Raw genomic sequence first — 26276 nt, 5'->3', positions numbered from 1 at the left:
TCGCTGCGCTCGCTCACGCTCAGCTACCTTCCGCTGCTCCGGGCACATACAGGTGCCGCTTCGATATGTACTGCACCACGCCGTCGGGGACGAGGTACCACACCGGCCGGTTCTCGGCGGCGCGGCGACGGCATTCGCTCGACGAGATCGCCAGCGCGGGGACCTCGACCATGGTCACCGCATCCGGCGGGAGATCCCGCAGATGCTCCTCGAGATGATCGATGTTCAGCTCGTACCCCGGACGGCTCACCCCGACGAACTTCGCCAGTTCGAACAGTTCTGCCCAATCCTGCCATGTCAGGATGCTGGCCAGCGCGTCAGCACCGGTGATGAAGTACAGCTCGGCGCCGGGATGGGCCGATCGCATCTCCCGCAGGGTGTCCACGGTGTAGGTGACCTTGCCGCGGTCGATGTCCGCGCGGCTCACCGAGAACCGAGGGTTGGACGCGGTCGCGATGACGGTCATCAGGTACCGGTCCTCGGCCGGGCTGACCTGCTTGTGCGATTTCTGCCACGGTTGTCCGGTCGGGACGAAGATCACTTCATCCAGGTCGAACCGGTGCGCGACCTCGCTGGCGGCGACCAGATGCCCGTGGTGGATGGGGTCGAACGTGCCGCCCATCACCCCGAGCTTGCGGCCGCGCCGACCTCTCTCGTGCATGACTGCCGAGCTTAACGGGTGGCGCGGGGCCGGTGAGCGGGGGCGGGAACCGACTGGAGACACCCGCCCGCACTACGCTCGCCGCGAGGGTCCGGCGGCGACGCCTCAGACGGTGGTTTCGGCGCCGCCCCCCAGCCGCGCGGCGCGGTGGTAGGCCGCCACCGCCTCGGCGTCCTGCCCGCAGCGCTCCAGCGCGGTGGCGGCCGCCCACGCCAGCTCGGCGTGCAACTTCGTCCGCTCCGGGTCGCGCTCGACCAGTCGCGCCCCGGCGAGGAACTGCCGCGCGGCCTCGCGATGACGGTCGAGTGCGTCCAGCGATCGGCCGAACTGCGCGCGCACCACCGCCAGTTCACCGGACGGATACGGAATCGCATCGCTGCGCAGCGCCTGTTCGAACAGGGCCGCGGCCTCGCCGTGCCGCCCGGCGCGATGGAACGCGCGTGCGGCGACCAGGGTGTGATGCAGCGCGTCCGGTTCCGACAGCCCCGCCCAGCGCGCCGCGGCGCGCACCGCGGCGTCGGCGAGATCGAGTTCCCGGTCGGGCTGGCTCGCGATGGCGATGACCAGCTGGGCGCCCAACCGGGCGGCCTCCTCCGCCGCCAGCACCGGTGCGCCGAGCGCCAGCGCTTCGCGCAGGTGCGCTTCGGCCTCGTCGGGCGTATCGGCGAGCCGGGCGGCGCCGAGTTCGCCCAGCCTGCGCACCTCCGCGGCCCGGTCACCGGAGAAGTCGTCGGCCACCGAAACGCTGTCCGGCCGGCTCCCCGCGCGCGGCAGTGTGCTGCGTAAACCGAGCGGCAACCGATCCACCAGCGGTTCGGCGGCGAGCCGGGCCGCGGTGCGCAGGCTGACCGCGCTGGTGCCGTTGCGGGCGTCGTAGCGGGCGCACAGCGCGCCGATCTGCACCTCCAGCCGGGCGCGCACCGATTCCACCGTCCCTTCCGCCAGCGGAAGATCACCCAGCCGCAGCGTCACCAGCCTGCGCAGCAGCACGCACACCCCGGTGGCGAACGCCAGGCGCGCACCCACGACCGCGCCGGGATCGGCCAGCGCGCTCGCGTGCTCGGTGAGGATTTCCAGCCCCCGTGCCTCGTTGCCGGTCAGCGCACAGAATTCCAGGTGCAGCGCCACCGACGGACGTAGCTCGGCGGTGTGGCGGACCAGCGGATATCCGGATAGGTGCGCGCCGCGGGCCGCCGCGACGCGGCCGGTGCGCACCAGCGGGAGCAATGCGCGCGCCAGCACGCGGTGCGGCTCGTCGGCACAGGTTCGCTCGCCGTCCAGCACGGGTTTCCACTGTGCGAGCCCGCCCTCGTCGTCGCCGCGCGACACGCTCGTCACGCCCCATTCGCCGCGCTCACACACTTCGCAGTCGGACATGTTGTCGCGCGGAGCGGTCATCGCCCGGTCCAGCCACGCGGCGGCGGCCGCGCCGTCCCCGATCGCGCGGCTGAGTTCGGAGCGCAGCGCCAGCACCGGACGCGGGCTGTAGCCGCGCTGCCGATAGCGGCTGTCCAGTTCACCGAACCAGCGATCGATCGTGGACAGCGGTATCGCGGGGTTGTCGATCATGCCCCGAGTCACCCGTTTCAGGTACCAGTGCACCGAATGTGTCATCGAGCCCAGCTCGGCGGGGTGATCGTCGTAGATCCGAAGCAACCTGCCATAGGCGCCGGGCACCAGGTCGGATTCGCCCGCAGAGATGTAGGACTGCGCCAGTTCCAGCAACACCCTGCCTTCCAGCGCGCGATTCGTTCCGATTCGCGCGGCCGCGGCGAGGGTCTCCAGTCGCTCGGTCCGCGTCCGGCCGTGCGGCAGCGCGCCGATCTGTGCCAGTGCCGCGCCGATCTCGGCGGAGTCCATGCTCACTCCGTCTCTACGCCGCGGGCGGCGGCGCGTTGGCCGAGGAAGCCGCCGCAGGCACGATCGCCCGCGCTCAGCGGGCGGTGGATCATCAGCGGGGCGCGCGAATCGACTGGGAACGAATAGTTCATGGCCGCCGATCTTTTCGGCGTACGCCAAAGATCCGCTTAACGAACGCTTTTCAAGCGGTCGGGCGCTTGCTCTTCGGCAGCTTGCTCACGACCGCCTCGTAGGAGATATCCACCAGCTCGTACAGTTCGTTATCCGAGACCGCGCCGCCGAACCGGATGACGTTCCAGCCGTAGCGCCCGATGTAGGCCGACGCCGACACGTCCTCGGGATACACCCGGACCAGTTCGTCGGCCTCCTCGCGGGTCCGCCCGCATTTGAGTCCGACCGACGTCGCGCCGAGAAACGCGAAGATCTTGTCGCCGACCTTGGCGACGACGTCGCCCTCCCACGGTTCGTCCTGCCAGGCGCCCGGCTTGGCCAGGCAGTAGCTCAGCAGCGCGGCATCGTCCATGCCGCCTTCCTACACCGGCAGCAGCCGCGAGACCACCGCGGTGAGCTGTTTGGCCGAACGACATTCGTGCATCTCGATCACGTCGCGGTACTTGTCCGCCGCGGAATCGCCGGAACCCCACTGGTTGCGCGGTTCCGGATTCAGCCAGTGCGCGTGTTTGGCCACCTCGACCAGCGACCGCAAGGTGTCCAGCTCGGGGTCACGGTAGTTCGTGCGTGCGTCGCCGAGGATGAGCAGCGAGCTGCGGCTGGTGACGGCGTCCGGGAAGTCCCTGGCGAACCCGGCCAGCGCGTTGCCGTAGTCGGAGTGCCCGTCCAGGCCGACGACGTTCGCCTCACCGAAGATCCGGGCCATCGCCCGGTCCAGCTGGGTGTGCGGGTCGAAGAACCGGGTCACCTCGTCGATCTGGTCGACGAACGCGAAGATGCGCACCCGGGAGAACTGCTCGCGCAGCGCGCTCACCAGCAACAGCGTGAAGTTGCTGAAACCGGCGACCGAGCCGGAGACGTCGCACAGCAGCACCAGCTCGGGACGGCCCGGCCGCGGCTTGCGGTTCACCAGATCGATGGGCACGCCACCCGTCGACATCGACGCGCGCAGCGTGCGGCGCAGGTCGATGGCACCGCGGCGGGCATGCCTGCGGCGGGCGGCAAGCCGCGCGGCCAGGATCCGGGCCAACCGCTGGGTACTGCGTTTGAGTTCGCCGAGTTCGGCTTCGGAGGCGCGCAGGAAGTCGACCTCCTCGGCCTGCCGGGCGACGCCGTAGCTCGCCACGCGCTCGCGGCCGATCCGTTCGGCGACCCGCCGCCTGGTCTCGGCCTCCACGGTCGCACGGAAACCGGCGATGCGCTGCCGGGCGGCGCGGCGGGCGATCTCGGCGTCGAACTCGCTCGCGTCCGGCCCGAGTGCCATGCCGGCGAGAATCTTCGCCAGCAAGGTCTGCGGCTGCACCTCTTTCAGCGCCTGATACGACGAGAAGGACGGACCGCGGGCGGATTGATACTGGCCGAGCTGTTCGACCAGCTGCGCGGCCAGCGCCTCGAGCTGCGGGGTGGCCGACTCCTGCGCCAGCAGTTCCGCGAGCAGTTCGCGCAGCGCCGGGATGTCCACGTCCCCCGAGGGCGTCTGCGGGATCTCGAGCTCGTCCTGGTCCGCGGCGCGTTGCCCGACGGCGACGGGGAACCACAGGTCGAACAGCCCGTCGAAGGTCGCGCGGTGGGTGGTGCGCCGCAGCAACGCGCACGCCAATCCCTCGCGCAGGACCTCACGGTCCATCAGGTCGAGCACGGTCACCACACGGCCCGCGTCCACCGTCTCCGAAGGTCCGACCGGTATCCCGCGCGCCCGCAGCGCCTCCACGAATCCGACCAGATGCCCCGGAATGCCGTGCGGCGCGCTCAGCGCCGCGACATCGGCGGGGACCGGACCGGTCGCCATGACTCAGGCCAGCTTCAGTTCGGCCAGCGCGCGCTGATGGTCGCTCTGGTGTTTGAGGACCACGCCGAGCGTGGCGCGGACGGTGGTGTCGTCCAGGTCGCGCAGGCCGAGCGCCAGCAGCGTGCGGCCCCAGTCGATCGACTCCGCGACCGAGGGCAGCTTCTTCAACTGCATGCCGCGCAGCACGTGCACGATCCGCACCAGCTGCGCCGCGACCGCCGCCGACAGTTCGGGCACCCGGCTGGCCAGGATGCGCCGCTCCAGCTCCTCGTCCGGGAAATCCAGGTGCAGGTACAGGCAGCGGCGCTTGAGCGCCTCGGACAGCTCGCGGGTGGCGTTCGAGGTGAGCACGACGAACGGTTTACGGCTCGCGGTGATCGTGCCCAGTTCCGGCACCGTCACCGCGAAGTCGCTGAGCACCTCGAGCAGCAGGCCCTCGATCTCGACGTCGGCCTTGTCGGTCTCGTCGATCAGCAGCACCGTGGGATCGGAACGCCGGATCGCGGTCAGCAGCGGGCGCGACAGCAGGAACTCCTCGGTGAAGACGTCGGCCTTCGTCTCTTCCCAGTCGTTCTCGCTGGATGCCTGGATGCGCAGGATCTGCTTGGCGTGGTTCCACTCGTACAGCGCGCGGGCCTCGTCGACGCCCTCGTAGCACTGCAGCCGCACCAGCTCGGCGCCCGAGGTCTGCGCGACCGCGCGCGCCAGCTCGGTCTTGCCCACACCCGCCGGCCCTTCGATCAGCAACGGCTTGCCCAGGCGATCGGCGAGGAACACCGAGGTGGCGGTGGCCTTGTCCGCCAGGTAGCCCGTGCTCGCCAACCGTTCGATCACATCGTCCACCGACGTGAAGATCGGCTCCTGTACTGCGCTCTCCGACACCACCCGGCACCTTCCTTCCGAACCATCCCCCACGCTACGGCAGCGCGCCGCCGACGCCGACTCGGCATCGGCCGCGGCCACGCACGCGGGTCAGACGGGCCGGATCTGCCCTTCGCCCCAGACGATCCACTTCGTGGAGGTCAGCTCCGGCAGGGCCATCGGCCCGCGAGCGTGCAGCTTCTGGGTGGAGATCCCGATCTCGGCGCCGAAGCCGAACTGCTCGCCGTCGGTGAACGCGGTGGAGGCGTTCACCATCACCGCGGCGGCGTCCACCCGGCTGGTGAATTCGCGGGCCGCGGCGAGGTCGCCGGTGACGATGGCCTCGGTGTGGCCGGTGCCCCAGGTGTTGATGTGCTCCACCGCCGCGTCCAGGCCGTCGACCACTTTCAGCGCGATGTCCAGGGTGAGGTACTCCTCGCCCCAGTCGGCGTCGGTGGCAGGAACCTGGCCGGGCAGGTCACCGTGGATGGTGACGCCGGAACGTTCCAGCGCCGCGGTGAGCCGGGGCAGCGCCGTGTCCGCGATGCCCGCGTCGATCAGCACGGTCTCGGCCGCGTTGCACACGCTGGGACGGCGGGTCTTGGCGTTGATCAGGATCCGCTCGGCCATGTCCAGGTCCGCGGCGGCGTGCACGTAGACGTGGCAGTTGCCGGTGCCGGTCTCGATGGTGGGCACCTGCGCGTCGCGTACCACCGCGTTGATCAACCCGGCGCCGCCGCGCGGAATGACCACGTCGACCAGGCCGCGCGCCTGGATCAGATGGGTGACGCTGGAACGGTCCTCACTCGGCAGCAGCTGCACGGCGTCGGCCGGGATGCCCTGCGCCGCAAGCGATTCACGCAGCACCGCGACGAGCGCGGCATTGGACCGGGCCGCCGAGGACGAGCCGCGCAGCAGGGCGGCGTTACCGGATTTGAGCGCGAGCCCGAACGCGTCGACGGTGACGTTCGGCCTTGCCTCGTACACCATGCCCACCACGCCGAGCGGCACGCGCACCTGACGGATCTCCAGACCGTTCGGCAAGGTCGAGCCGCGCACCACCACACCGACCGGATCGGGCAGCCCCGCGACCTGACGCAGACCGGAGGCGATGCCGTCGATGCGCGGCTTGGTCAGCCGCAGCCGGTCCAGCAGCGATTCCTCGGTGCCCGCGGCCTGCGCCGCGGCGATGTCCTCGGCGTTGGCGGCCAGCACCCGGTCGGCGGCGGCCAGCAGTGCGTCGGCGGCGGCGTGCAGGGCCTCGTTCTTCTGCGCGGTCGTCAGCTGGGCGAGCGCCCGCGACGCGACCCTGGCCTTGCGCGCGGCCTCGTGCACCACCTCGCGGACATCGGGCTGGGTGGTCGTTCCTACCGTCATGGGTACAGCCTACGCACCGGGTACACCGCCGATCCCACCCGCTGCTACGCGTGCGCGACGCGGCCACGGCGACTACCGTCCGGCGATATGACGGCCGAATCGGACGCTCCCGCGATCGTGGTGCTCGGCAGCATCAACATGGATCTGATCACCACGACCGCACGCAGACCGGTCCCCGGCGAGACCGTCCTCGGCGGCGGCTTCGCCATGGTGCCCGGCGGGAAAGGCGCCAATCAGGCCATCGCGGCCCAGCGCGCGGGCGGCGAGGTCCGCTTCCTCGGAGCGGTCGGCGACGACGTCTTCGCCGGTGAACTGCGCGGCGCGCTCACGGACGCCGCGGTGCGCACCGATCTGCTGCGCACCGTCGCCGGGCCGAGCGGCATCGCCACGATCGTCGTGGACGACGACGGCGAGAACAGCATCATCGTCGTCGGAGGCGCCAACGCGCGGATGACCGAGCTGACCGAGGACGACATGGCCGCTATAGCGGACGCCGATATCCTGTTGTGCCAGTTGGAGATTCCGATCGAGACGGTGACCACCGCCGCCGGCCACGCCCGCGCGAACGACACCACCGTGCTGGTGAACCCCTCGCCTGCCCGTCCGCTGCCCGCCGAACTGTGGGCGAATATCGATGTGGCCGTGGTGAATTCGGGCGAGGCCGAGCGGCTGGGCGCGGACCTGGACGCCGTCGCGCACCTGGTGGTGACCCGGGGGGCGGCGGGCGCGGACTATCGCGGGCCCGGCGGCGTCCGCCTGTCCCGGCCCAGTCCGCGGGTGGATGTCGTCGACACCACCGGCGCGGGCGACGCCTTCACCGGCGCGCTGGCCGCGGCCTGGCATCGGGGTCCGGAATGGGCCTTGACCTGGGCTTGCGCCGCCGGAGCGCTGGCGACTACCCGGTTGGGCGCGAGCAGTTCGATCCCGGCCCGCGAGGAGATCACCGCCGCGTTGGTCGCGCAGTAGCGCCGCGGCGGCTCCCGGTGCGCCAGGGCCGATATCGTGATGGGCATGGCCACCACGCCGGATCGCATCCCCGCCGAGGGCGACCCCGCGCCGATCGAGCGGCTGGACGCGTCCATGGTCGCGCTGAGCTTCGTGGACAACGCGGGCATCACGCGCGTCAAAGCCGTCCCCAGGCAGCGGCTCGATCCGGCGTCCCGGTACGGCGTCGGGGTGTCGCCGTGCTTCGAGACCTTCGCCTTCGACGACCTGATGGCGATCGGGCGCTATCTCGGCGGGCCCGACGGCGATCTGCGGCTCGTCCCCGATCTGAGCATGCTCACCGAACTGGCCTGCCAACCCGGCTGGGCGTGGGCGCCCACGGACAAGTACAACCAGGACGGCACCCGATTCGCCGCCTGCCAGCGCCACTTCGCGGCCCGGCAGACGGCGGCGGCGCGGGCGGCAGGGCTGCGGTTGTCCATGGCGTTCGAGACCGAATGGGCGGTGGGCCGCGCCGACGACGCCGACGGTTTCACACCCGCGATCGACGGCCCCGCCTACGGCCTGGTGCGGCTCGGACAGGTGGCCGACTACGCCGCCGACCTGGTCGCGGCGCTCGAGCGGCAGGGCGTCACCGTGGCGCAGTTCCATCCGGAATACGCGCTCGCGCAATTGGAGTTGTCCGTCGAACCGTCCGAACCGGTCACGGCCGCCGACCAGGCGGTGCTGGTGCGGCACACGATCCGGCAGGTGAGCGCGCGGCACGGCTGGCGTGCGCTGCTGGCCCCGTGCATCGAACCGGGAGGAGCCGGTTCCGGAGCGCATCTGCACCTGTCGGTGGCCGACGCGGAGGGACCGTTGTTCGCCGGCGGCGACGGTCCGCACGGCATGCGGCCGTCCGGCGAGGCGTTCCTGGCCGGGGTGCTGCGGGAACTGCCCGCGCTGGTCGCGGTCGGAGCGGGCAATCCGGCCAGCTTCCTGCGGTCCGAGCCGTCGCGCTGGGCGGGGGTCTGGCAGTGCTGGGGCCACGAGACCAGGGAGGCCGCGCTGCGCTTCGTCACCGGGGTGCGCGGCACCGAGTCGTGGGCGGCCAACGCCGAGATCAAGTGTCTCGACGCGACCGGCAATCCGTACCTGATCGTCGGGGCGGTGCTCGCCGCCGGGCTCGCCGGTGTCGCCGAACAGTTGCGTCTTCCGCCCGAGATCGTCGGCGACCCCGCGACTTTCGACGCCGAAGCCCACAGGATGTCGGAGGTGCGCCGCCTGCCGACCACCCCGTCCGAAGCCGCCGGCCATCTCGCCGCCTCGAAGGTGCTCGCCGACGCCATGGGCGTCGAGCTGCACGACGCGCTGCTCACCGTGCGCCACGCGGAGGCCGAGCGGTACGCCGCCGCGAGCGCCGAAGAGCTGGTCGCCCTCACCCGCTGGCGGTTCTGACATGCTCACCGACGATGTCCGGCTCACCGACCACCACTGTCACGGGGTGGACACCGGCGATCTGGATCGGCCCGGCTTCGAGCGCTTGCTCGGGGAAGGCGCGCGCGGCAGTTTCGACTCCGCGATCGGGCTCGCCGTGCGCCGCTGGTGCGCCCCCGCGCTCGATCTGCCCGCCCATGTCGGCCCGGATGTCTACCTCCGTCATCGCGCCCGGCTCGGTGGCCGCGAGGTGGCCGCCCGGCTGCTGCGCGCATCCGGGGTGAACCGATGGTTCCTGGATACCGGAATCGGCGGGGGCACCGCTGATTTCGCGGCTCTCGTGGACGGAGAGGTGCGCGAGGTGATCCGGCTCGAGGAGGTGGCCGAGCAAGTCGTCGCGCAGGTCGGCGCGGTGTCGGGGGTGTACGAGCGGATCGAAGCGGAACTGCGTGCGCGGGCGGCAGGCGCCGTCGGGTTGAAGACGATCGTGGCCTACCGATACGGTCTCGACTTCCCGCTGCGGGATCACCCGCCGACCAGTTTCGCGCCCGAACACCGGCTCACCGACCCGGACGTCCTCGGCTGGCTGGTCGGCCTCGGCGCGCGCATCGGCGCCGAACTCGGTCTTCCGCTGCAATTCCACACCGGCTTCGGTGACCCCGACCTGCGCCTGCGGCACGGCGACCCGCTGCTGCTCACCGACTTCCTGCGCCGGACCGCGGGCACCGGCCTGTCGGTGATGCTGCTGCACTGCTGGCCCTTCCACCGCCATGCCGCCTACCTCGCGCACGTCTTCGAGCACGTCCATCTGGATCTCGGCCTGACCATCCCCTACGTGGGACAGCGGGCCGGTGCCGTGCTGGCCGAGACGCTGGAGCTGGCCCCGTTCCGGGCGCTGTGCTATTCCTCCGACGGTTACGGCCTGCCGGAGCTGCACTACCTCGGCGCGCTGCTCTGGCGGCGTGGCCTCGGAAAGCTCGTCGACGAATGGCTCGCCGACGACGCGATCACCACCGCCGACGCGGAAGCCTTGGTCGGCGCCTTCGGCCACGGGAATGCCGAGCGCGTCTATCCCGCGCGGTTCTCGCGGACGGTCGGCTGACCGGCACGACCGGGCGGTCGGATAATCGGGTGCGCCGGGTGTCCTCGATACCTACCGTTGATGGCGTACCCCAACGGAAGGACCGAGACCATGTTTCCCGTCGAGCTGCGCGGCACCAAGGCGCAGACGCTGATGTGGGCCGATGAGCACGATGTCGAGCAGGCCGCGCTCCAGCAGCTGCGCAACATCGCCGCGCTGAAATGGGTCCACGGCGTCCGCGTGATGCCGGACGTGCACCTCGGCAAGGGAGCCACGGTCGGCTCGGTGATCGCGATGAAGGACGCGGTGTCACCCGCCGCGGTCGGCGTGGACATCGGCTGCGGCATGGAGAGCGTGCGCACCGATCTCACCGCGGCCGACCTGCCCGACAGCCTGCGTTCGCTGCGGTCGCGCATCGAGGCGGCGGTGCCGGTCGGCTTCCAGGCGCATCGCGACGCCGTGGACGTCACCCGGCTCGGTCACCAGGTCGCCGGGCTCGGTGCGAGCACCGCGACGCTGCGCGCGGGCTGGGACCGGTTCTGGGGTTCGTTCGCCGCGCTCGACCACGGGGTGCGGGCGCGCGAGTCCAAGGCGCACAAGCAGATGGGCACGCTCGGCGGCGGCAACCACTTCATCGAGATCTGCCTGGATACCGAAGACCGGGTCTGGATTCTGCTGCACTCGGGCAGCCGCAACATCGGCAAGGAACTCGCCGAGCGCCACATGGCGATCGCGCGCACGCTGCCGCACAACGCCGATCTGCCCGACCGCGACCTGGCGGTCTTCGTCTCCGGCACGCCGGAGATGGAGGCCTACCGGCGCGACCTCACCTGGGCGCAGGAGTACGCGGCGCGCAACCGCGCGGTGATGCTCGCCCTGGTCTGCCGCGCGGTCGCGGCCGAATTCGCCGAGCGCGGTGTGCGTTTCGAGCAGCCCATCAGCTGCCACCACAATTATGTGGCGGAGGAGATCATCGACGGCGTGCCCATGCTGGTCACCCGCAAGGGGGCCGTACGCGCGGGCGAGGGCGACCTCGCGCTGATCCCCGGCTCGATGGGCACCCGCTCGTATGTCGTTCGCGGCAAAGGGAATCCGGCTTCGTTCCAGTCGGCCTCGCACGGCGCGGGACGGCGGATGAGCCGCAACGCGGCCAAGAGGCAGTTCTCGGTCGCCGATCTGATCGCCCAGACCGAGGGCGTCGAGTCGCGCAAGGACGCGGGCGTGGTGGACGAGATCCCGGCCGCGTACAAGGACATCGATGAGGTCATCGCAGCACAGCGGGACCTGGTCGACGTGGTCGCGACGCTGCGCCAGGTGCTCTGCGTCAAAGGCTGATCGTCGCGTGAGCCGACTGCCGCCGGGCGATTCGCTTGGTCCGGCGGTCGGCATCGCCGCAAGGGCCGCGGCGAACCGGCTCCGACGACAGCGGGCCGAGCCCCGCCCATCCCGATTTCCGCGACAGCGGCCTCTGCTCTCCAGGCGTTCGAGTTCCGGCGCTCCCGGCCGCTCCACCGTGGATCACCGCTACCGGGCGCTCGACGCCTATCCCGATCGGTGGCGCCGACAAGCCGACGAGCGCGTCAGCCGAGATTCGTGTCGGTCTCGATGTCCTGGTGACCCGCTCGATACCATCGGATATGCGCTGGCGGCCTTCGTTCTTCTCGCGCCCTCCTGAGTCGGACCCCGCGGCCGGTCCGCCGGAGATTCCCGGCGTGCGGCGCTCCTACGTCACCGCCCGTGGTGTGCGTTTCCACGTGACCGAGGCGGGTCCGCCCGACGGACGCCCGGTGCTGGCATTGCACGGCTGGCCCGAGCATCACTACGCCTACCGTCATCTGCTCGCCGATCCGCCGGACGGGCTGCGGATCATCGCGCCGGACCTGCCCGGCTACGGCTGGTCCGGTCCCCCGCCGCACCGATGGGCCAAGGACGACGTCGCTTCCGACCTGCTCGCGTTGCTGGACGAGCTCGGCTGCGAGCGGGCCCTGCTGGCCGGCCACGATTGGGGCGGCTATATCGCCCACCTGCTCGTGTTGCGCGAACCGGAGCGATTCGACGCGCTGCTCGCACTCAACATCGCGCACCCGTGGCAGACGGCGCGTACCTTCCTCCCGCACGCGTGGCGGTTTCTGCTCTACCAGCCCGCCGTCGCGGCGTTCGGCGACTACTTGCACCGGCGAACCCGCTTCCTGGAGCTCGTCTTCGCCGGCTCGGTACGCGATCGCGCGACGTTCGGGCCCGAGGCGGTCCGCGTCTACTCGGACCGTTTCCGCGATCCCGTCTGCGCCCGCACCGCGACCGACACCTACCGCACTTTCCTGCTGCGCGAAGTCCCCCGTTCGGCCGGCCGCGGCGAACGACGCCGGGCGACGATCCCGATCCGCACGCTGTTCGGGGTCGAAGACGCGGCGATCCATCCAGCGCTCGCCGCCGAGGAAACCGCGCGTGCCGACGACTACCGCCTGGAATTGGTGCGTAGCTGCGGCCACTTCATCCTCGAGGAACGTCCGGAGCTGGTCCGGGCCCGGCTGGCCGAGCTGGCGGCCGCTACCACGCGGCCCGCCTGATCACGGCGCACGTCGAGGCCACCCGGGGTGGCGAGTATGTGGCCGGAAGGCGCCGCGCGCGGCTGACCGACCGGCGGCGCCCCGGCCGCCTGTCGGTGGCGTCGGGCACGATGGAGCCCATGACCACGGCCACCGACGCGTCTCCGCTCGACCTCACGGCCCCCGGCCTGCGCGAGCACGCCGAACAGCTGCTGCGTGAGCTGGCCGGGGCAGGCGCCGGGCTGCGGGAGGATCAGTGGACCGCGATCGAGGCGCTCGTCGTCCGGCGGCGCAGGGCCCTGGTCGTGCAGCGCACCGGCTGGGGCAAGTCGGCGGTGTACTTCATCGCCGCCAAGCTGCTGCGCAGGGCCGGGAGGGGGCCGACGGTGATCGTCTCGCCACTGCTCGCGCTGATGCGCAACCAGGTCGCCGCGGCGCACCGTGCGGGCGTGGTCGCCGCCACCATCAACTCCGGCAATGTCACCGAGTGGGACGATATCCACGCACAGGTCGCCGCGGGTTCGGTCGACGTGCTGCTGGTCAGCCCGGAACGGCTGAACAACCCGGATTTCCGCGATCAGGTGCTGCCCCGGCTGGCGGCCGACGCCGGGCTGGTGGTGATCGATGAAGCACACTGCGTGTCGGATTGGGGCCACGATTTCCGGCCGGACTACCGGCGCATCCGCACGCTGATCGCCGACCTGGGCTCGGACGTCCCGGTGCTCGCCACCACCGCCACCGCCAACGACCGGGTGGTCACCGACGTCGCCACCCAGATCGGCACCGAGACCCTGGTGCTGCGCGGCACGCTGGATCGCGAGTCGCTGCACCTGTCGGTGGTCCGCTTCGACGACGCCGTGGAACGCACCGCCTGGCTCAGCGGGCACCTCGACCGGCTGCCCGGCTCCGGCATCATCTACACGCTCACCGTCGCCGCCGCGCACGATCTCGCCGACGTGCTGGCCTCGCACGGCCACACCGTGGCCGCCTACACGGGGCAGACCGACCCGGCCGAACGCGAGGCGCTCGAAGCGGCGTTGCTGAACAACGAGGTGAAGGCGCTCATCGCCACGTCCGCGCTCGGCATGGGCTTCGACAAGCCCGACCTCGGTTTCGTCGTGCACGTCGGCGCGCCCTCCTCGCCCATCGCCTACTACCAGCAGGTGGGACGGGCCGGGCGCGGCACCGACCGGGCCGAGGTGATCCTGCTGCCCGGCCCCGAGGACGCGCGGATCTGGAGCTACTTCGCCTCCGTCGCCTTTCCCCGCGAGCACATCGTGCGCGCGGTGCTCGACGCGCTGGACTCCGAGCGGGCGTTGTCCACCGCGGCGTTGGAGCCGCTGGTGGAGTTGAACCGCTCCCGGCTGGAGATGGTGTTGAAGGTGCTCGACGTGGACGGCGCGGTGCGCCGCGTGCGCGGCGGCTGGATCGCCACCGGCCGGCCGTGGACCTACGACACCGAACGTTACGAGCGCCTGTCCATCGCCCGCGAGGCCGAGCAGCAGGCCATGATCGACTACCAATCGACGGCCGAGTGCCGCATGCAATTCCTGCGCCGCCAGCTCGACGACCCGGGGCTGTCGGCGGATTCGCCCGGCTGCGGCCGCTGCGACAACTGCACCGGCCACCGCCCCGACCGCACCGTCGCCGCCGACGCGGTGGCCGCGACCAAGGCCAGGCTCGACCGTCCCGGCCTCGACCTCGCGCCACGCAAACAGTGGCCCACCGGTATGGCCAAGCTGGGAATCCCCTTGTCGGGCAAGATCACCGGTGGCGCGGAGACCGGTCGCGTGCTCGGCAGGCTGACCGACCTCGGCTGGGGGCAGCGACTGCGCGCGCTGCTCGACGGCCCCGACGCCCCGGTTCCCGACGCGGTCTTCGAAGCCTGCGTCGCCGTTCTGCGCGAATGGGATTGGACAACCCGCCCCACCTCGGTGCTAGCCCTGGAATCGCCGCGCCACCCCGTGCTCACCGCCACCCTCGCCGCCCGCCTCGCCGAGGTCGGCCGCCTGCGCGATCTCGGCACGCTGCGCACCCGCCCGGACCGCCCGCCCGTCTCGGCGGCCAACTCCGCGCACCGGGTCGCCGGCCTGTTCGACTCGTGGGAGGTTCCCGACCTGACCCAGGTATCGGGTCCGATCCTGCTGGTGGACGCCGTCACCGACACCGGCTGGACCTTCACCGTCGCCGCCCACGCCCTCCGAGCGGCGGGCGCCGACGCCGTCCTGCCCTTCGCCCTGGCCACACCGACATAACGACAACTGGGCGTGCCGCTGCTCCGCGTGCAGAGTTCGTCCCGCCCGCTGACCGGCATGATCGGCTTCGCCCATGACGCGCACCTGAGAATGCGCCTCCGCATGTACCGCACCGATGAATTCTGTGTGGATCCGTCGTCGGTACCTCTGGACGCACCGACAGCGGTGGCCGGTGCTGGAACCGTTCCAGCGCGGGAGGAAGCACAGGGAGGCACTGGATGCGGGAGTTGATTCTCGGCGTCGACGTCTCGCTCGACGGCGAAAGCGTCGACGAGCAGACGATCCGGACGGGTGAGCAGGTGGAGCGGTGAGTGGTATCAGGGTTTTGGTGGCGGGGGCGAGCATCGCGGGGCCCGCGCTGGCGCACTGGCTGCACCGGCGGGGCGCGGAGGTGACCGTGGTGGAGCGGGCCCCCGAGCTGCGTCCGGGTGGCCAAGCGGTGGACGCGCGGGGGGTTACCAAAGAGGTCATCGGGCGGATGGGGCTGGACGCGGCGGTGCGTGCGGCGCGCACCAAGACCGCAGGCGCCTACATCGTGGACGCCGACGGGAAGGTGCTGGAGACCTATCGCGCGGACGACGACGGCGGCGACGGGTTCATCTCCGAGATCGAGATCCTGCGCGGGGACCTGTCGCGGGTGCTCTACGACGACACCCGCGACGAGGTCGAGTACGTCTTCGGCGACCGGATCGCCGAACTCACCCAGGACGCGGACGGGGTCGACGTGGTCTTCGAGGGCGGTGACCGGCGGCGTTTCGAACTGGTGGTCGGGGCCGACGGGCTGCACTCTTCGTTGCGGACGATGGTCTTCGGGCCGCGTGAGCGGTTCGTCCGCCATCTCGGGCACGTGCTGGCCTTCTACAGTGTGCCCAACGAGTTCGGGCTGGACGGTTGGCTGATCGACTACCAGGAGTCCGGGCGCTCCGCGGGCTTGCGGCCCATCCAGGACGCCACCCGGGCGATGGCCATGTTCTCCTTCCCCTCCGGGGACTTCGAGGTCGACTACCGCGACGTCGCGGCCCAGAAGCGCCTGCTGCGCGAACGGATGACCGGCATGGGCTGGTTGACCCCGCGCATCCTCGCGCACCTGGACGACACCCCGGACTTCTACCTCGACCAGGTCGCCCAAGTGGTGATGGACCGCTGGTCGCACGGACGGGTGGGGCTGCTGGGAGACGCGGCGTTCAGCTCGTCACCGATGTCCGGTCAGGGCACCGGCCTGGCCCTGGTCGGCGCCTACCTGCTGGCCGGAGAGCTGGCTGCCGCCGAGTGGGACCCGCAGACCGGGTTCACCCACTACGAGGCGCGGATGCGCTCGTTCGTCGAGGCCAACCAGGAGATCGGCCGGTTGCACGCCCTCAGCCGCGAGGTCCCCGGACCGGACACCGAACCGAGCCCCGATTTCACCGGCGAATGGTTCACCGAGCTGATCGAACGCGCGATCCATGGCGTCGAGCTGCCGGACTATGCAGGAGTACCGGACTCCAAAACCCCGGCCGATCCACCGATCACCACGTCGGCCAAACAGTAGGCGGCCAGAATCCACCACTTCGGAACTCCCACACCGAAGATCGACACCCGACGCGCCCAGCGCACCACAACCACAGGTTTCGAGCGAAGCGAGACCGAGCCTGTTCCTCGTTCGCGCCGAAGGCGCGGCCGAAGTCACAGACTGAGCGTGGCCCGTAGGCGCGCGTCCAGGGATTCCGTTTCCTCCTGGGTGAGCACGCCGAGGTGTTCGGTGAGCCAGGGCCGGTAGGCGCGGTGCAGTTTCAGGGTGTCGGCCCAGCCGTGCTCGGTATGGGTGGCCAGTACGTGGCCGGGGTCGGCGGCGCGCAGCGGAACCACTTGCAACCAGCGATAGCGCGAAGTGATCACCGCGGAGTCGGACACCAGCACCACTGTCATGCGCCGCGGGAAGGGGGTGCCGTCACTGAGGGTCGGGGCGTAGCGCCAGACCTCACCGCGTCTCATGCGGCGCCGTCGGCGTCGTCGTCGGCGGCGGCCTGGGTGAGCGTCACGTCGTCGTAGGCGGCGGCCAGCTCGGCGTCCTCATCGATGGTCAGCGCGGTCAGGCTGTCGTGCACGAGCGTGGTGCGCAGCGCGGCGTTGATCACCGCCGAAAGACTGCGGTTCTGGCGATCGGCCGCCTCTCTGGCCCATTCGGCCACCTGCGGGTCCAGCGTGACGGTCACGCGCGTCGCCTTGCTCATACCGGTATGCATACCAGAGCGGTGCGGCGGCGGTGAGCGGTACGGCACATCCGTCGCGGCGGCTCGCGCTCGTGCACGGATATCCTTCGGTTCGGCCACTAGAGTCGAGGCGTGGCAAGCAAATCCACCGGGTCGGCGATCGAGCTGGAGGTCGGTGACCACACGCTCCGCGTCTCCAACCCGGACCGCGTGTACTTCCCCGAGTCCGGCGCGACCAAGCTCGACTTGGTGCAGTACTACCTGAGCGTCGGTGACGGCATCGTCAACGCGCTGCGCGACCGGCCCTGCATGCTGCACCGGTTTCCCAAAGGACTGGCGGGCGACAAGGTGCATCAGAAGCGGCTACCTTCGGGCGCGCCGGAGTGGATTCCGACTGTGCGGGTGTACTTCCCGCGCTACGGACGGCACGCCGACGAGTTGTGCGTCGAGAAGCTCGCCGACGTCATCTGGGCGGTGCAGATGTCGACCGTCGAGTTCCATCCGTGGAATTCCCGCGCCGCCGACACCGAGCGTCCGGACGAGTGGCGCATCGACCTCGACCCGATGCCGGACTGCCCGTGGCCGCGGGTGCAGCGCGTCGCCGGGGTGGTGCGGGAGGTCCTCGAGGAGATCGGCGCTGTCGGTTGGCCGAAGACCTCCGGCGGCAAGGGCCTGCACGTGTACGTCCGGATCGCGCCGCACTGGGGATTCCAGGAGGTGCGCCGGGCGGCGCTCGCGTTCGCCCGCGAGGTCGAGCGCCGCGCCCCCGATGACGTGACCACCACGTGGTGGCGGCGCGACCGCGACCCGAAGATGCTGTTCGTCGACTACAACCAGAACGCGCGCGATCACACCATCGCCGCCGCCTACTCGGTGCGCGGCGTCCCCGCCGCCACGGTCTCCACGCCGGTACGCTGGGACGAGATTCCCGACATCGATCCGCGCGACTTCACCATGTCCACCGTTCCCGCTCGCTTCGCCGAACTCGGCGATCTGCACGCGGGCATGGACGACGCGGTGTTCCAGCTGGATCCTCTCCTGGAGTGGGCCGAGCGGGACAAGGTGGACGTGGAGCTCGACGACGAGCAGAGCGGGGCCTAGTGCCGCGCCGACGCGGTGCTACGGTCGCAACGTCCACCCGCTCGCGACCACGTCCTACTGCTCCGAAGGAGGTCCAGCCATGAACCGGCAGGCAGTGACGATCGCGATCAGCCCCATCGATCCTCCTCCCACGTTGCTGGAGAAGGCCGTGATCGAGGCGGGCGCCGCCATCTCCGATCCGGACGAGGCGCGGGGACTGATCTGGGTCGGCGGTCCGGGCGAGTTCCCGGAGCAGCTGCCCGCCGGTGTGGAGTGGGTGCAGCTGCCGGCCGCCGGTATCGAGGAATGGTTCGCCGCGGGCGTCATCGCCAGACATCCCGGCGTCCGGTTCACCTCCGCGGCAGGCGCTTTCGCGGCGAGCGTGGCCGAGCACGCGCTGATGCTGCTGCTCGCGGGCGTCCGCTACCTGCCCGAGCACCTGCGCGCGGCGGACTGGCGGCAACAGGACTTCTTCCCGCACGTCGACACCCTGCGCGGCAAGACGGTGACGATCGTCGGCGCGGGCGGCATCGGCCGGGCGCTGATCCCGATGCTGACGCCGCTCGGCGCGCACATCATCGCGGTGAACCGTAGCGGACGGCCGGTCACCGGCCCCGGCATTCCGCCGTCGGTCGAGACGATCTCCACCGAGCATCTCGGCCGGGTCTGGCCGCACACCGATCACGTGGTGGTCGCCGCGCCCGCCACGCCCGAGACCAGGCACCTCATCGGCGCGGACGAACTCGCGCGGCTCAAGCCGTCCTCTTGGATCGTCAACGTCGCCCGCGGCAGCCTCATCGACACCGACGCGCTGGTGGCCGCGCTGCGCTCGGGCGCGATCGGCGGCGCCGGGCTGGACGTCACCGACCCCGAGCCGCTCCCGGCGGGCCATCCACTCTGGTCGCTGCCGAATGCCATTGTCACTCCGCATGATTCGAATCCGCCGCAGCTGCGCTTGGCGGCCTTCGCCGACCACGTCCAAGCGAACGTCGAGCGTTTCATCGAGGGCCGCCCGTTCCTCGCGCCGGTCGATCCCGCGCTCGGGTACTGACGCAATCCGTTCGGGCGGCGCGGCATCCGAATGTCTCAGCCGGACAGTGCCCGCCCCAGGATTTCCTCGATGACCTCACTCTTGGCGTTGGCATAGTGCTGCACGAGCTTCCATCGACGCTGCGCCAGTCGCCGTTTGGCGTGCTCGTAAAACGCTCGATCGTCATCGTGTGTGCGCAGCCGGTCGCGGAAAGCAAGGATCCGCTCGATCTCGTGCGCGCCCGATTCCGGCGAGAGCACGTGCAGGTTCACGCTCCATGGCGCACCGCTTTCCACACGGCGCACGAGACAGCGATGCTGATACCAGTCCGGTTGCCGGATACGCAACGCATATCCGGCAGCCTCGAGCGCGGGTAGATAGGCGGCCTCGTCGGTCATCGCCGAGCGCCGCCCGTATCGCGGCTTCTTCTTCCGCGTACCAGACCGGCCACGCCGGGTTGTACTCCTCGAGCACCACCGTGACCGCATAGGGCTGCAGTGCGCCGACCGTCGCGGCCGCGATGCCGGCGTCGTCCAACGTGGCCATACCTCCACGGTAAATCGGGAGACAAACCAGCCTTCTATAAATGTGCCATTGACAACTGGCACATTCATCACTGATTCTTAGCGCATGACAAGGTCGACGAGGACCTCGGTCCCCGGTGTTCCCACCGCGCCCTCGGCACGCGCCACTCTGACCGCGGCGGCCACCAGGCTCACCCTGCGTCCGCTGAACTGCGCGGTTCCGATGAACGCGCCGGGCGTGTGGTTCGCACGCAAACTCATCGCCACTCTGATGGCCGTCGGTGGTCCCGTTCCGGCAGGCACTTCCGTCACCCAGATCCGGTCGGGCGCGGTGCGCGGCGAATGGGTCCGGGCGGCGGGCGTGCCGTTCGGAACGCGGGCCGTCTACTACATCCACGGCAGCGGATACGTGATCTGCTCGGCGCGCACCCATCGCGGGCTCGCCGCCCGGCTGTCGGCCAAGACCGGGCTCCCCGTCTTCCTCACCGACTACCGCCTCGCGCCCGAACACCGGTTCCCGGCCGCGGCCGACGACGTCGAGGCGGGCTACCGCTGGCTGCTCGGTCGTGGCATCGCCGCGGACGACCTGGTGATCGCCTGCGACTCCGCGGGCGGTCATCTCGCACTGGACCTGCTGGTCGAGAACGGACGGCACCGACGACCGCAACCCGCGGCCGTGGCGATGTTCTCCCCGCTGCTCGACCTCACCCTCGGCCTCGCGGCCGAACGGGAACGCGTCCGGACCGATCCGCTGATCTCCGCCGCCGCCGCGAGCAGACTGCCCGCGGCCTACACCAGCGGCCACCCGGCCGACGCGGCGCGCCTGCGACTGACCATCCCGGACGGTCTCGCGCTGCCGCCGATCCTGGTGCAGGTCGGCGGCACCGAGATGCTCGGCGCCGACGCGCAGGCGCTGTGCGAGATGGTCCGGCGCGCGGGCGGCAGCTGCGAACTCGAGATCTGGCCCGGACAACTGCACGTCTTCCAGGCCCTTCCCATGGTGGTGCCCGAGGCCGACCAGGCCCTCGCCCGCGCCGCCGACTTCCTGCGCGCGGCGCTGGTCGCTACCTCCGGCACGAAAAAGGTGAGCTGAGATGTTCGGATTGGACAAGTTGGCGGCCCTGGGCCGCACCCGGCGCACGCACGGCGCGCGAGCCGTCGTCACCGGCGCGGGCAGCGGCATCGGCCGCGCGTTCGCCCTGGAGATCGCCGCCCGCGGCGGCCGGGTGATCTGCGCCGACATCGACGAGGCACGCGCCGACGAGACGGTCGCCCTGATCGAACGCGATCACCCCGGCGCCGCGCACGCCTTCCGCTGCGACGTCGCGCAACGGGAAGACGTGGAGTTGCTCGCCCGCTTCGCCGAAACCCTCTTCGAGAGCCCGGTCAGCTTGGTGATCAACAACGCGGGCGTCGGCATCGGCGGAAAACCGGTGGGGAACATCGGTTTCGACGATTGGCAGTGGGCCCTCGGCATCAATCTGTGGGGCGTGGTGCACGGCTGCGAAGTCTTCGCCCCGCTTCTGCGCGCCGCCGGGCGCGGCGGCATCATCAACGTCGCCTCGGCCGCCGGATTCGCCGCGGCCCCCTCTATGGCCGCCTACAACGTGTCCAAGGCGGGCGTGCTGTCGCTGTCGGAGACCATGGCGGCCGAACTGAGCGGCTCCGGCGTCGCGGTCACGGTTCTGTGCCCGACGTTCGTCCGCACCAACGTCGCCCGTGACGGCCGGATCACCGAGGCCTCGGCGCAGCTGGCCGACTTCCTCATGCGCTGGACCGGTTTCTCCCCCGAGCGCGTCGCGCGCACCGCGCTGGACGCGCACGACCGCGGGCAGCTCTACGTGCTCCCCCAGGTGGACGCGCACGTCGTCTGGCTGCTCAAGCGGTACTTCCCCGCGCAGTACACCTTCGCCCTCGGGCTCTTGGAGCGGCTGCTGCCCCAGGACGACTCGAGCCCCGCCGACCGCACGTCGGTCACCGACAAGACAGGAGTCTGACATGGCCGCCATCGCGATGGACTTCGAGGACATGCTCCGCAAGATCAAGGACCGCCAGTGGGCGCTGGCCGACATCGACTGGGACGCTCCCGGCGCCGAGACGATCACGCCGGAACTGCACGCCAAGCTCAAGCCGTTCATGGCCGATCTGATGTGGATCGAGAACGTGGGCGCGCGCGGCTTCGCGGCGATGGCCAAGAAGGCGCCGAACGAGACGCTGCGCGAGATCTACCGCTATTTCCATGCCGAGGAGCAGAAGCACGCGAACGCCGAGCTGGCGCTGATGCGCCGGTGGGGCATGCTGGAGGGTGACGAGATCCCGCAGCCGAACGTCAACGTCAAGCTGGTGATCGACTTCCTGGACAAGTACTCCGACGACATGTCGCTGTCGTTCCTCGGCACGGTCATCCCGATGCTCGAGGTCGCGCTCGACGGCGCGCTGATCAAGTTCATCATGGACGAGATCGAGGACCCGGTCTGCCAGGAGGCGTTCAAGAAGATCAACTCCGACGAATCCCGCCACCTCGCCGTCGACTTCGCCGTGATGGACCTGCTCGGCCACGCGGAAATGCGCAAGCTGCTCATCGACCTGGTCGGCGGCTGGGCCAAGCCGTCGCTGATCATCGGCGTGCTGAGTTACGTCCCGCTGCTGAACAAGATGCGCGACAACATCGTCGCGATGGGCGTGGACGAGGAGAAGCTCTACGGGGCGCTCAAGCGGTACGCGAACGTGGGCGAGCGCAGCGAGTTCGCCCGCAGGCTGCCGATGTACCAGATCGTGAAGATGCACGGCAGCTGGGTGATCGACCGCGGACACCCGTATCACCTGGTGGCCGACGCGCTGGTGAAGATCACCGGGTTGGTGCCGAAGACGCTGCTGCGCAACAACCCCACGTGGTCGAAGGAACTGACCTACGAGCCCGCCGCATGACAGGGAATCCGATGAGCACGCACACCCTCGACGTCGCCGTCATCGGCGGCGGGTTCGCCGGAATCGGCACGGCCATCCGGCTGAAGCAACGCGGGATCCGCGATTTCGCGATCCTCGAACGCGGCGCCGCGATCGGCGGCACCTGGCGCGACAACACCTATCCCGGTGCGGCATGCGACATTCCGTCGCGGCTGTACTCCTACAGTTTCGCGCCGAACCCGAACTGGTCGCGCACCTACTCCGGCAGCAACGAGATCCTCGGCTACATCGAGACGATGGCAGCGCAGTTCCGGCTCGGTCCGCACATCCGGCTCGGACACAACGTTTCCGGCATGGTGTTCGACGAGCGGGCGGGAGTCTGGGAGATCGCGGTCGACGGCCACGCGGAGCCGATCCTCGCCCGCACCGTCGTGCTGGCGTCCGGCCCGCTGGCCAACGCCAGTTTCCCGGACATCCGCGGGATCGAGACCTACAAAGGCCACAAGATCCACAGTGCCCGCTGGGATCACGACTACGACTTCACCGGCAAACGCGTCGCCGTCGTCGGCACCGGGGCCAGCGCGGTCCAGATCATCCCGGAGCTGGTGGAGAAGGCCGCCTCGGTGAAGGTTTTCCAGCGCACGCCCGGCTGGGTGCTGCCACGGGTCGACCGGCAGACCAACGGCTTGACCAAAGAGCTCTACCGCCGGGTGCCCGCCGCCGAGCAGCTGGCGCGGCGCGCCTGGTTCTACGGCCACGAGTCGGTGGCGCTGGGCGTGGTCTGGAACACGCCGCTGACCAGGGTGGTCGAACTGGTCGGCAAAGCCCAGTTGCGCAGGCAGGTCAAGGATCCGTGGCTGCGCCGCCAGCTCACCCCCGACTTCCGGGCGGGCTGCAAACGCCTGCTGATGACCGACGACTACTACCCCGCCCTGCAACGGGACAACTGCAAGCTGATCACCTGGCCGATCGCCCGCATCTCCGAGCACGGCATCCGCACCGCCGAAGGTATCGAGCACCAAGCGGACTGCATCGTCTTCGCGACCGGGTTCGACGTCTCCAAGACCGGGACGCCCGTTCCCGTGGTGGGACGCGACGGCCGGATTCTCGCGGACGAATGGGCGCGCGGGGCCTACGCCTACAAGAGCGTCGCGGTCTCCGGTTATCCCAACCTCTATCTCACGTTCGGACCCAACTCCGGCCCGGGACACAACTCGGCACTGGTGTACATGGAAGCCCAGATCGACTACCTCGTCGGCGCGATCGGCATCATCCTGGACCGGAACCTGCGCATGCTGGACGTGCGGCGCGACCGGCAGGACCGCTACAACGCCGCCATCCAGCGCAAGTTGTCGGCCACCACCTGGAACTCGGGATGCCGCAGCTGGTATCTCACCGAGGACGGCTTCAACGCGACCATGTACCCGGGCTTCGCCACCCAGTACGTCCATCAGCTGCGCAAGGTCGATCTCGACGACTACCTGGTGGTCGAATCGACCGCCGACCAGCGGCGACAACGAGTGGCGCCGGTTTCCTAGGTGCCGGAACACCGGCGGCGCGGACGATAGACTCGGTCCGCAGGGAGTTCTACGGCGCGCCGCCGGTCATCGGCGCCGTGGTCAGCGAGGGAGGTGAGGTCGACGCCGGAGTACCGGATCGATGACCTCGCGCGCGCCGCGGGCACCACCACCCGCAACGTGCGCGCCTACCAGGAGCGCGGGCTGCTGCCGCCGCCGGTCGGCAAGGACGGCAGGGCCAGCATCTACGACGACGCCCACCTCGAGCGGCTGCGCTTGATCGACGCGCTGCTGCAGCGCGGCTTCACCACCGCGCACATCGCCGACTTCATCACCAGCTGGGAGACCGGCAAGGACCTGACCGAGGTGCTGGGCCTGCAACACGCCGTGACGGCGTCCTGGGCCAAGGACGAGACCTTCGAGGTGCCGCGCGAGTTGATCGGCACCATCCTCGGCGCCGAGGCCGACGAGCTGGTGGACCGGCTGCGCGAGATGCGGCTGGTCCGGCTGGAGGGCGACACGGTCGTGTTCACCGAGACCCAGTTGCTCACCTCGTTCGCCGAACTGCACGAGTACGGCCTCGAGCTGCGCACGCTCATCGAGATCTATGCCAAGGTGGCCGACCGGATCGATGACATCACGCACATCATGATCACCGCCGCCAAACAGCACATCATCGACGAGCACGGCCCCGGCTGGATGCCCGACACCAGCAGCGAGATCGCCGAGACCACAACGATGCTCAACAAGATGCGCGAGCTGGCGGTGGCCTCGGTGCACGCCACGCTCGCCCGCTCGCTGGACGTCACGCTGCGCCGCGAACTCGGCGACTATCTCGCCACCGCCGCCGAGCGCGACAAACAGCGCAGCGAATCCGGCCGCGACGTACCCTCCTAGACGAAGCGCAGAGTGCCTACCTTCGACGGATGGAGTCGCCGTGGCGTCCGATCGACCGAGAATTCCGCCACTGCCGCTGGTACGGGCCGTCGAATCGGTGCGCGCCGCCATGGCCGTCGCGTTCCGCAAGCTGGTGCCGGGGCACCTCGCGCTGATGGAGCTGATCGCCGCCGGCTGGATCACGCAGGCCATCCACGCCGCCGCGGCGCTCGGCGTGGCCGACGCGCTCGCGGCGGGGCCGCGGCGGGGTGCGGACCTCGCGGCGGCGGTCGGCGCCGACGAAGACGCGCTGCGACGGTTGCTGCGGCTGCTGATCAGCCACGGCATCTTCACCCAGCGGCGCGACGGGCGGTACGCGCTGACGCCGATGGCGCGCGCCCTGTGCCGCGACTCGGACGTGTCGTTGCGCGACGCGGTGCTGTTCTTCGGTTCGCCCGGCCACCGCAACCATTGGACGCACCTGGTCGACGCCGTGCGCACCGGTGAACCGGTCGGCGTGAAACTCGACGGGATGCCGTTCTTCGAATACGTCCAGCACGACCGGGAACTCGGCGAACTGTTCGACCGGGCGATGAGCAGCATCGGTACCCTGTCGATGGAATCGCTGCTGGCCGCCTACGATTTCGGCCGCTACGAGACCCTGGTCGACGTCGGCGGCGGCGAGGGTTCGCTGCTCACCGAAATCCTGCGCCGCGCTCCCCGGTCGCGCGGCATCCTGTTCGACCTGCCCGAAGTGGTGGCCGCGGCCCCGGCCCGGCTCGCCGCCCTCGGCCTGGCCGATCGCTGCGCGGTGGAAGCCGGCTCCTTCTTCGACCGCGTTCCGAAGGGAGCGGACGCCTACATCCTCAAGCACATCCTGCACGACTGGGCCGAGCCGGACGCCGGGCGCATCCTGCGTACCGTGCGCGCGGCCATGCCACCGCACGCGCGGTTGCTGCTCGTGGAATTGGTCGTCCCCGAACACACCGCACCGCATCCGAGCAAGTACATCGACTTGGAGATGCTGGTCAACGCGGGCGGACGGGAACGCACCGAGGCCGAGTACCGCGACTTCCTCGCCGGGCACGGATTCACGCTGATCCGGCGCGTGCCGACGGCTTCCCCCGACAACGTGCTCGAGGCCAGGCCGAGCTGACCGCCGCGATCCCGGTCGGCGCCGATTCGCGG

The 26276-nt window shown here is 70.3% G+C and carries 25 protein-coding genes; 15 read left to right on the top strand and 10 right to left on the bottom strand.

From position 1 onward, the window contains the following. Positions 1–19: 19 nt before the first annotated feature. From nadD to U3653_RS05820, 7 genes are all read right to left on the bottom strand, one after another. The gene (gene nadD, locus U3653_RS05850; RefSeq protein WP_084823829.1) at positions 20–661 is read right to left on the bottom strand and encodes a nicotinate-nucleotide adenylyltransferase; all 642 of its coding nucleotides are present in this window, start codon (positions 659–661) and stop codon (positions 20–22) included. Between the two features lie 105 nt (positions 662–766). Further along, the gene (locus tag U3653_RS05845; RefSeq protein ID WP_195077571.1) at positions 767–2521 is read right to left on the bottom strand and encodes a hypothetical protein; all 1755 of its coding nucleotides are present in this window, start codon (positions 2519–2521) and stop codon (positions 767–769) included. Positions 2522–2523: 2 nt separating this feature from the next. Next, on the bottom strand, positions 2524–2652 hold the full coding sequence (locus U3653_RS05840) for a hypothetical protein (RefSeq protein WP_323123913.1): 129 nt from the start codon (positions 2650–2652) through the stop codon (positions 2524–2526). A 50-nt stretch (positions 2653–2702) separates the two neighbouring features. Then, entirely contained in the window at positions 2703–3044 is a 342-nt protein-coding gene (locus U3653_RS05835) for an MmcQ/YjbR family DNA-binding protein (RefSeq protein WP_195077570.1), read from the bottom strand. A gap of 9 nt (positions 3045–3053) precedes the next feature. Continuing rightward, positions 3054–4481 carry a vWA domain-containing protein gene (locus U3653_RS05830; RefSeq protein ID WP_195077569.1) on the bottom strand — a complete coding sequence of 476 codons (1428 nt, stop codon included), beginning with the start codon at positions 4479–4481 and terminating at the stop codon, positions 3054–3056. A 3-nt stretch (positions 4482–4484) separates the two neighbouring features. Next, positions 4485–5366, bottom strand: a complete 882-nt coding sequence (locus U3653_RS05825) for an AAA family ATPase (RefSeq protein WP_157112116.1) — start codon at positions 5364–5366, stop codon at positions 4485–4487. Between the two features lie 87 nt (positions 5367–5453). Further along, entirely contained in the window at positions 5454–6719 is a 1266-nt protein-coding gene (locus tag U3653_RS05820) for a glutamate-5-semialdehyde dehydrogenase (RefSeq protein WP_195077568.1), read from the bottom strand. A gap of 87 nt (positions 6720–6806) precedes the next feature. Between U3653_RS05820 and U3653_RS05815 the strand changes: the two genes are divergently transcribed. From U3653_RS05815 to U3653_RS05785, 7 genes are all read left to right on the top strand, one after another. Next, positions 6807–7685 carry a ribokinase gene (locus tag U3653_RS05815; protein ID WP_195077567.1) on the top strand — a complete coding sequence of 293 codons (879 nt, stop codon included), beginning with the start codon at positions 6807–6809 and terminating at the stop codon, positions 7683–7685. Positions 7686–7730: 45 nt separating this feature from the next. After that, a complete protein-coding gene (locus tag U3653_RS05810) occupies positions 7731–9101 on the top strand; it encodes a type I glutamate--ammonia ligase (RefSeq protein ID WP_195077566.1) in 1371 nt (456 codons plus the stop codon). Position 9102: 1 nt separating this feature from the next. Continuing rightward, positions 9103–10182 (top strand): amidohydrolase family protein, encoded by a 1080-nt coding sequence (locus U3653_RS05805; protein WP_195077565.1) that lies wholly within the window; start codon positions 9103–9105, stop codon positions 10180–10182. Between the two features lie 90 nt (positions 10183–10272). Continuing rightward, on the top strand, positions 10273–11496 hold the full coding sequence (locus U3653_RS05800; protein WP_195077918.1) for an RtcB family protein: 1224 nt from the start codon (positions 10273–10275) through the stop codon (positions 11494–11496). A 377-nt stretch (positions 11497–11873) separates the two neighbouring features. Continuing rightward, the gene (locus tag U3653_RS05795) at positions 11874–12728 is read left to right on the top strand and encodes an alpha/beta fold hydrolase (RefSeq protein ID WP_324722343.1); all 855 of its coding nucleotides are present in this window, start codon (positions 11874–11876) and stop codon (positions 12726–12728) included. Positions 12729–12847: 119 nt separating this feature from the next. Continuing rightward, positions 12848–14962, top strand: coding sequence for a RecQ family ATP-dependent DNA helicase (locus U3653_RS05790; RefSeq protein ID WP_195077563.1), 2115 nt, complete (start codon positions 12848–12850; stop codon positions 14960–14962). A 307-nt stretch (positions 14963–15269) separates the two neighbouring features. After that, positions 15270–16493: an FAD-dependent monooxygenase gene (locus tag U3653_RS05785; protein WP_195077562.1), complete on the top strand. Its 1224-nt coding sequence runs from the start codon at positions 15270–15272 to the stop codon at positions 16491–16493. 134 nt (positions 16494–16627) lie between these two features. Here the strand turns inward: U3653_RS05785 and U3653_RS05780 are convergent, their stop codons facing one another. Both U3653_RS05780 and U3653_RS05775 read right to left on the bottom strand, forming a co-directional pair. Beyond that, positions 16628–16936 carry a hypothetical protein gene (locus U3653_RS05780; RefSeq protein ID WP_323123914.1) on the bottom strand — a complete coding sequence of 103 codons (309 nt, stop codon included), beginning with the start codon at positions 16934–16936 and terminating at the stop codon, positions 16628–16630. Further along, the gene (locus U3653_RS05775) at positions 16933–17175 is read right to left on the bottom strand and encodes a hypothetical protein (RefSeq protein ID WP_195077561.1); all 243 of its coding nucleotides are present in this window, start codon (positions 17173–17175) and stop codon (positions 16933–16935) included. Before U3653_RS05775 ends, U3653_RS05780 begins: the two co-directional genes overlap by 4 nt. Positions 17176–17286: 111 nt before the next feature. Here U3653_RS05775 and ligD point away from each other — a divergent pair, with 111 nt between their 5' ends. After that, on the top strand, positions 17287–18255 hold the full coding sequence (gene ligD, locus U3653_RS05770) for a non-homologous end-joining DNA ligase (protein ID WP_195077560.1): 969 nt from the start codon (positions 17287–17289) through the stop codon (positions 18253–18255). Between the two features lie 79 nt (positions 18256–18334). Further along, positions 18335–19285, top strand: a complete 951-nt coding sequence (locus U3653_RS05765) for a D-isomer specific 2-hydroxyacid dehydrogenase family protein (protein WP_195077559.1) — start codon at positions 18335–18337, stop codon at positions 19283–19285. Between the two features lie 35 nt (positions 19286–19320). Here the strand turns inward: U3653_RS05765 and U3653_RS05760 are convergent, their stop codons facing one another. Continuing rightward, the gene (locus tag U3653_RS05760; protein ID WP_323123915.1) at positions 19321–19662 is read right to left on the bottom strand and encodes a GrpB family protein; all 342 of its coding nucleotides are present in this window, start codon (positions 19660–19662) and stop codon (positions 19321–19323) included. 232 nt (positions 19663–19894) lie between these two features. On the opposite strand from U3653_RS05760, the gene U3653_RS05755 reads away from it, so the two are divergent. The 6 genes from U3653_RS05755 (at position 19895) to U3653_RS05730 (ending at position 26244) form a co-directional block, all read left to right on the top strand. Then, entirely contained in the window at positions 19895–20881 is a 987-nt protein-coding gene (locus U3653_RS05755) for an alpha/beta hydrolase (protein WP_195077558.1), read from the top strand. Position 20882: 1 nt separating this feature from the next. Further along, positions 20883–21785: an SDR family NAD(P)-dependent oxidoreductase gene (locus U3653_RS05750; protein ID WP_195077557.1), complete on the top strand. Its 903-nt coding sequence runs from the start codon at positions 20883–20885 to the stop codon at positions 21783–21785. Between the two features lies 1 nt (position 21786). Continuing rightward, a complete protein-coding gene (locus U3653_RS05745) occupies positions 21787–22716 on the top strand; it encodes a ferritin-like domain-containing protein (protein WP_397069926.1) in 930 nt (309 codons plus the stop codon). 11 nt (positions 22717–22727) lie between these two features. Further along, complete coding sequence (locus tag U3653_RS05740; protein ID WP_195077556.1) at positions 22728–24233, top strand: flavin-containing monooxygenase; 1506 nt, start codon at positions 22728–22730, stop codon at positions 24231–24233. 93 nt (positions 24234–24326) lie between these two features. Then, the gene (locus tag U3653_RS05735; protein ID WP_195077555.1) at positions 24327–25109 is read left to right on the top strand and encodes a MerR family transcriptional regulator; all 783 of its coding nucleotides are present in this window, start codon (positions 24327–24329) and stop codon (positions 25107–25109) included. A 40-nt stretch (positions 25110–25149) separates the two neighbouring features. Further along, a complete protein-coding gene (locus U3653_RS05730) occupies positions 25150–26244 on the top strand; it encodes a methyltransferase (RefSeq protein ID WP_323123916.1) in 1095 nt (364 codons plus the stop codon). Positions 26245–26276: the final 32 nt, after the last annotated feature.

Origin of the sequence: Nocardia implantans, from assembly GCF_035544775.1 — a bacterium.
GTDB classification, from domain to species: Bacteria; Actinomycetota; Actinomycetes; order Mycobacteriales; family Mycobacteriaceae; genus Nocardia; species Nocardia implantans.
The sequence above is the reverse complement of the archived record's forward strand: the minus strand, read 5'-3'. Positions and strand labels throughout refer to the sequence as shown.